This window comes from Flavobacterium sp. UBA4854, assembly GCF_002399805.1.
GTDB classification, from domain to species: domain Bacteria; phylum Bacteroidota; class Bacteroidia; order Flavobacteriales; family Flavobacteriaceae; genus Flavobacterium; species Flavobacterium ginsengisoli.
Genome location: NZ_DHEI01000105.1, coordinates 80,482 through 84,549 on the forward strand (window position 1 = coordinate 80,482; position 4,068 = coordinate 84,549).

5 protein-coding genes are annotated in these 4,068 nt (G+C 32.5%); all 5 read left to right on the forward strand.

The genetic code is table 11. The features are described 5' to 3' along the window. Positions 1 to 762 (forward strand): YihY/virulence factor BrkB family protein (locus tag B3J44_RS15705; RefSeq protein WP_286969535.1); only part of this gene is annotated, 762 nt, incomplete at its 5' end. A 119-nt stretch (positions 763 to 881) separates the two neighbouring features. Beyond that, positions 882 to 1,406: an NADPH-dependent FMN reductase gene (locus tag B3J44_RS15710; RefSeq protein ID WP_286969537.1), complete on the forward strand. Its 525-nt coding sequence runs from the start codon at positions 882 to 884 to the stop codon at positions 1,404 to 1,406. After that, complete coding sequence (locus B3J44_RS15715) at positions 1,407 to 2,381, forward strand: transglutaminase domain-containing protein (RefSeq protein ID WP_286969539.1); 975 nt, start codon at positions 1,407 to 1,409, stop codon at positions 2,379 to 2,381. A 79-nt stretch (positions 2,382 to 2,460) separates the two neighbouring features. Beyond that, positions 2,461 to 3,636, forward strand: coding sequence for a nicotinate phosphoribosyltransferase (pncB, locus tag B3J44_RS15720; RefSeq protein WP_286969541.1), 1,176 nt, complete (start codon positions 2,461 to 2,463; stop codon positions 3,634 to 3,636). Between the two features lie 163 nt (positions 3,637 to 3,799). After that, positions 3,800 to 4,068, forward strand: a 269-nt coding sequence (locus tag B3J44_RS15725; RefSeq protein WP_286969543.1) for an ATP-binding protein, incomplete at its 3' end; no start/stop codon positions are given.

Here is a 4,068-nt window from a genome sequence, read left to right on the forward strand (position 1 = left end):
TGTGGCTTCTTTTTTGGGGAAGAGGCAGTCACAGGACAGTTATATGGTCAGATAAATCGATTGGTCGGGAATAATGCTGCTGTACAGATTCAGGAGGCAATCAAAAATGTTCAATTATCAGACAGTAATGTCTTTGTAACCATATTTGGAGTTGTGATGCTATTAGTTGGTGCATCAGGAGTTTTTGCCGAAATTCAGAGTTCAATCAACTACATTTGGGGACTTCGTGCAAAACCAAATAAAGGCTTGAAAAAATTTATACAAAACAGATTGATGTCATTTTCGATGATCGTTTCTGTTGGATTTTTAATGTTGGTCAGTTTAATGCTCAATGCAACACTCGACGTTTTAAATGCACGTTTAAAACTTTATTTTCCAGACACAACAATATATCTTTTTTATGTTGTCAATCTAGTGATTGTTTTTGCCAGTATTACATTGCTTTTTGCAATTATATTCCGAACTTTACCAGATGGAGTGATTAAGTGGAAAGATGCTTTTATAGGAGCTTCTTGCACTGCAATTTTGTTCATGATAGGTAAATTTGCCATAGGAGTTTACTTAGGAAACTCAACAGTTGCAAGTGTTTACGGCGCAGCGGGTTCTGTAATTATAATTTTGGTTTGGGTATATTATTCGGCTATTATTTTATATTTTGGAGCAGAATTTACAAAAGTTTATGCCAAAGCTTTCGGTGGAAGTATTTCGCCAAATGATTATTCTGTAGAAATACAAAAAGAGATTTTTGAAATAGAAAATTAATATTAGACCATATAAGTAATATAAGAAAATTTAAGTTTGGCTTCTTTGATTAAAGGACAAAGTTTTGTAAATGAACTTATATTACTTATATGGTTGAAAAAAAAACAAATACCACAAATATGAAAATAATAGCCTTTGGAGGAAGTAACAGTAAGCACTCAATCAATAAACGTTTAGCTACTTATGCATCAAGTTTATTTGAAAATGCGGACGTTGAAGTTTTAGATTTGAATGAATTTACAATGCCAGTTTTTAGTGTTGATCTTGAAAAAGAAGTTGGTCAGCATAAAGTTGCACAAGCATTCTTAAACAAATTGAAAGAAGCTGATATTTTAGTAGTTTCAATGGCAGAAAATAACGGAAATTATTCTGTTGCTTTCAAAAATGTTTTCGATTGGAGTTCAAGAATCGAAAAAGATGTTTTTCAGCATAAACCAATGTTATTATTGGCAACTTCTCCAGGCGGTAGAGGAGGCGCATCTGTTTTAGGAATTGCACAGAATCTCTTTCCTCGCTATGGAGCAGAAATTAAAGGAAGTTTCTCATTGCCAGCATTTGGCTCGAATTTTGATTTACAAGAAAATAAAATCTCTAATCCAGAATTGGATCAGGAATTGAAAGATATTATTAAATCAAATTTTTAAATGCCACAAAAAAAGATTGCCCTTATTTTCCTTTTATTAAATAGTATTTTTATCAATTTTGCTTTTTCTCAGAAGATTAGCGAAGTTGATAAAATAGTTGCAAAATACCCAAAAAGCTTTGATAGCACAGAAAAATTAGCTGACAAAATCGAAAAAGATTTTGATTCGGATTATGATCGTGCGCGCGCTATTTACAGCTGGATTGCTTTCAATATAAGATACGATTACAATGCGTACTTGAATCCACCAAGAGTGCAAGGTTTCAGTTATTCTTCGGAAGCCGAAAAACAGCGAAAAATAAAACAACTGAATGATAATCTAATTCAGAAAGCTTTTAAATCTAAAAAAGCAGTTTGTGAGGGTTTTACAGCTTTGTATCAACATTTAGCAGAGCTTGTAAACTTGAAATGCGAAATAATTCGAGGCGATTCAAAAACAAATTTGAGAGATATTGGCCGTAAAGCGACTTCATCAAACCATGCTTGGAATGTTGTTTTAATTGATAAAAAATGGCGTCTTGTAGATGTTACTTGGGGACAAGGATATTATGATACCAGTAAAGGAAGGATGGTTAACGATTTTAATCCCGTATATTTTGATACTAATCCCGAGTATTTCTTTGCAAAGCATTATCCAGATTCGGGAACTTTTCTTGGAGACAGAATCAGTAAAAGTGATTTCTTAGATGGGCCTTTAATTTATAATAAAACCATAGAAAACGATTATAAAATAAAAACTCCAAATTCGGGAATAATCGAAGCTAAGAATGGCGATAAAATCACGGTCGAAATTAAAAATGTTTCCAAATCAAGTCAGGTTTTTTATTTAAATAGAAAGAATCAGCCAGTTAAAGTTCTTAATCCGAAAGAAAAGCGCGGAAGTTTAGAATTTCAAATTCTAATTGATAAAAATGTCGGAGATTACATCACGATTTTTATAGATACAGAAAGTATTGTTTCTTTTAAAATTGTTTAGTAGAAATTAAGAAATCTACAATTTTTGTGTTTTCTGAAATTGGCGTATCTTAGCAAGGAATGAAAAGAACTTGAGTGCTATGGAAAATACTTTTTTGAAATCAATTTTAGATAATGATTTCTATAAATTTACGATGCAACATGCTGTAATTAAACTTTTCCCGAAAGCAAAAGTTCGTTATGGATTTATAAATCGTGGTAAACATATCTTCCCGGAAGGTTTTGCAGATTTACTTCGCAAATCTGTCGATGCATTGTCTGAGCTTCGTTTAACAAAAGAAGAGAAGAACTATTTAGCTCATTATTGTCCTTATCTTGATCCAACTTATTTAGATTTTCTGCAAGGATATAGTTTTGATCCGTCTGAGGTTCAGATTAGTCAAGAAGGTTCAGAAATTTCAGTAACAGTAGAAGGTTATTGGTATAGGACTATTTTATGGGAAGTTCCTTTAATGGCACTTATTTCGGAGCTTTTTTATAAATCAAATCATTTAATTCGTTTAAATGATGAAGCCATAAAAGAACTGACGAAAGAAAAAATTGATAATTATAATAAATTAGGAGTTTCAATTTTAGAATTTGGAACAAGAAGGCGCCATTCTTACGAAGTTCATGATTTGGTAAATGAAACTTTAAGAGCCTACGGAGGAAACAGCTTTATTGGAACCAGTAATGTGCATTTTGCAATGGTTAACAACAGAAGACCTTTAGGAACGCATGCTCACGAATGGTTTATGTTTCATGCGGCGCAATATGGTTTTCAGGTGGCAAATTTTATAAGTCTCGAAAATTGGACAAAGGTTTATGGCGGTGATCTCGGAATCGCTTTAACAGATACTTATACAACAGAAATATTCTTCAATCAATTTGATAAAAAATATTCTAAACTTTTTGACGGTGTTCGACATGACAGTGGCGATCCAATTGAGTTTGCTCAAAAAGTGATCGCCCACTATAATAAAATGGGAATCGACCCAAAATCAAAAGTTATTGTTTTTTCAGATTCTTTAAATTACGATAAAGTAAAAAAGATTGTCGATTTCTGTCAGGACAAAATAAAAATGTCTTTCGGAATCGGAACAAATTTCACTAACGATGTTGGACTTCCGGCTATGAATATGGTTATAAAACTAACCGATACAAAGCCCGATAATGTACATTGGCAAGGAGTGGTCAAACTTTCAGACGAAAAGAACAAAAATACAGGAACATCCGAAATGATTGCATTGGCAAAAGAAGTACTCGGAATCAAATAGTATTTTTTTTGCTGAAAAAGCAGTTTTTTATAATTTTAATGTCCATTTTATTTTAAAATCAATTTAAATAGATTTTGAACTGTTATTATTCATAACAAAAAAGAAATACGCTTTCATTTTTTGATGATAAATGGTAAATTAGCCAAAAATCCTAAATTCATTTATGCTAGAGCAAAATCAATACAACGAAGATAATATTCGTTCACTCGATTGGAAGGAACATATTCGTATGCGTCCGGGTATGTACATCGGGAAATTAGGGGACGGATCATCACCAGATGATGGTATTTATATTCTTTTAAAAGAAGTTTTAGACAACTGTATCGATGAGTTCGTTATGGGTGCCGGAAAAACTATCGAGGTAAGTATTAAAGACAAAACAGTTTCTGTTCGTGATTACGGACGTGGAATTCCGTTGGGTAAAGTGGTCGA

What these genes read in the sequence shown, in the direction of transcription:
- pncB (WP_286969541.1), top strand. Translation starts at nt 2,461, where the DNA reads ATGGAAAATACTTTTTTGAAATCAATTTTAGATAATGATTTCTATAAA.
- B3J44_RS15710 (WP_286969537.1), top strand. Translation starts at nt 882, where the DNA reads ATGAAAATAATAGCCTTTGGAGGAAGTAACAGTAAGCACTCAATCAAT.
- B3J44_RS15715 (WP_286969539.1), top strand. Translation starts at nt 1,407, where the DNA reads ATGCCACAAAAAAAGATTGCCCTTATTTTCCTTTTATTAAATAGTATT.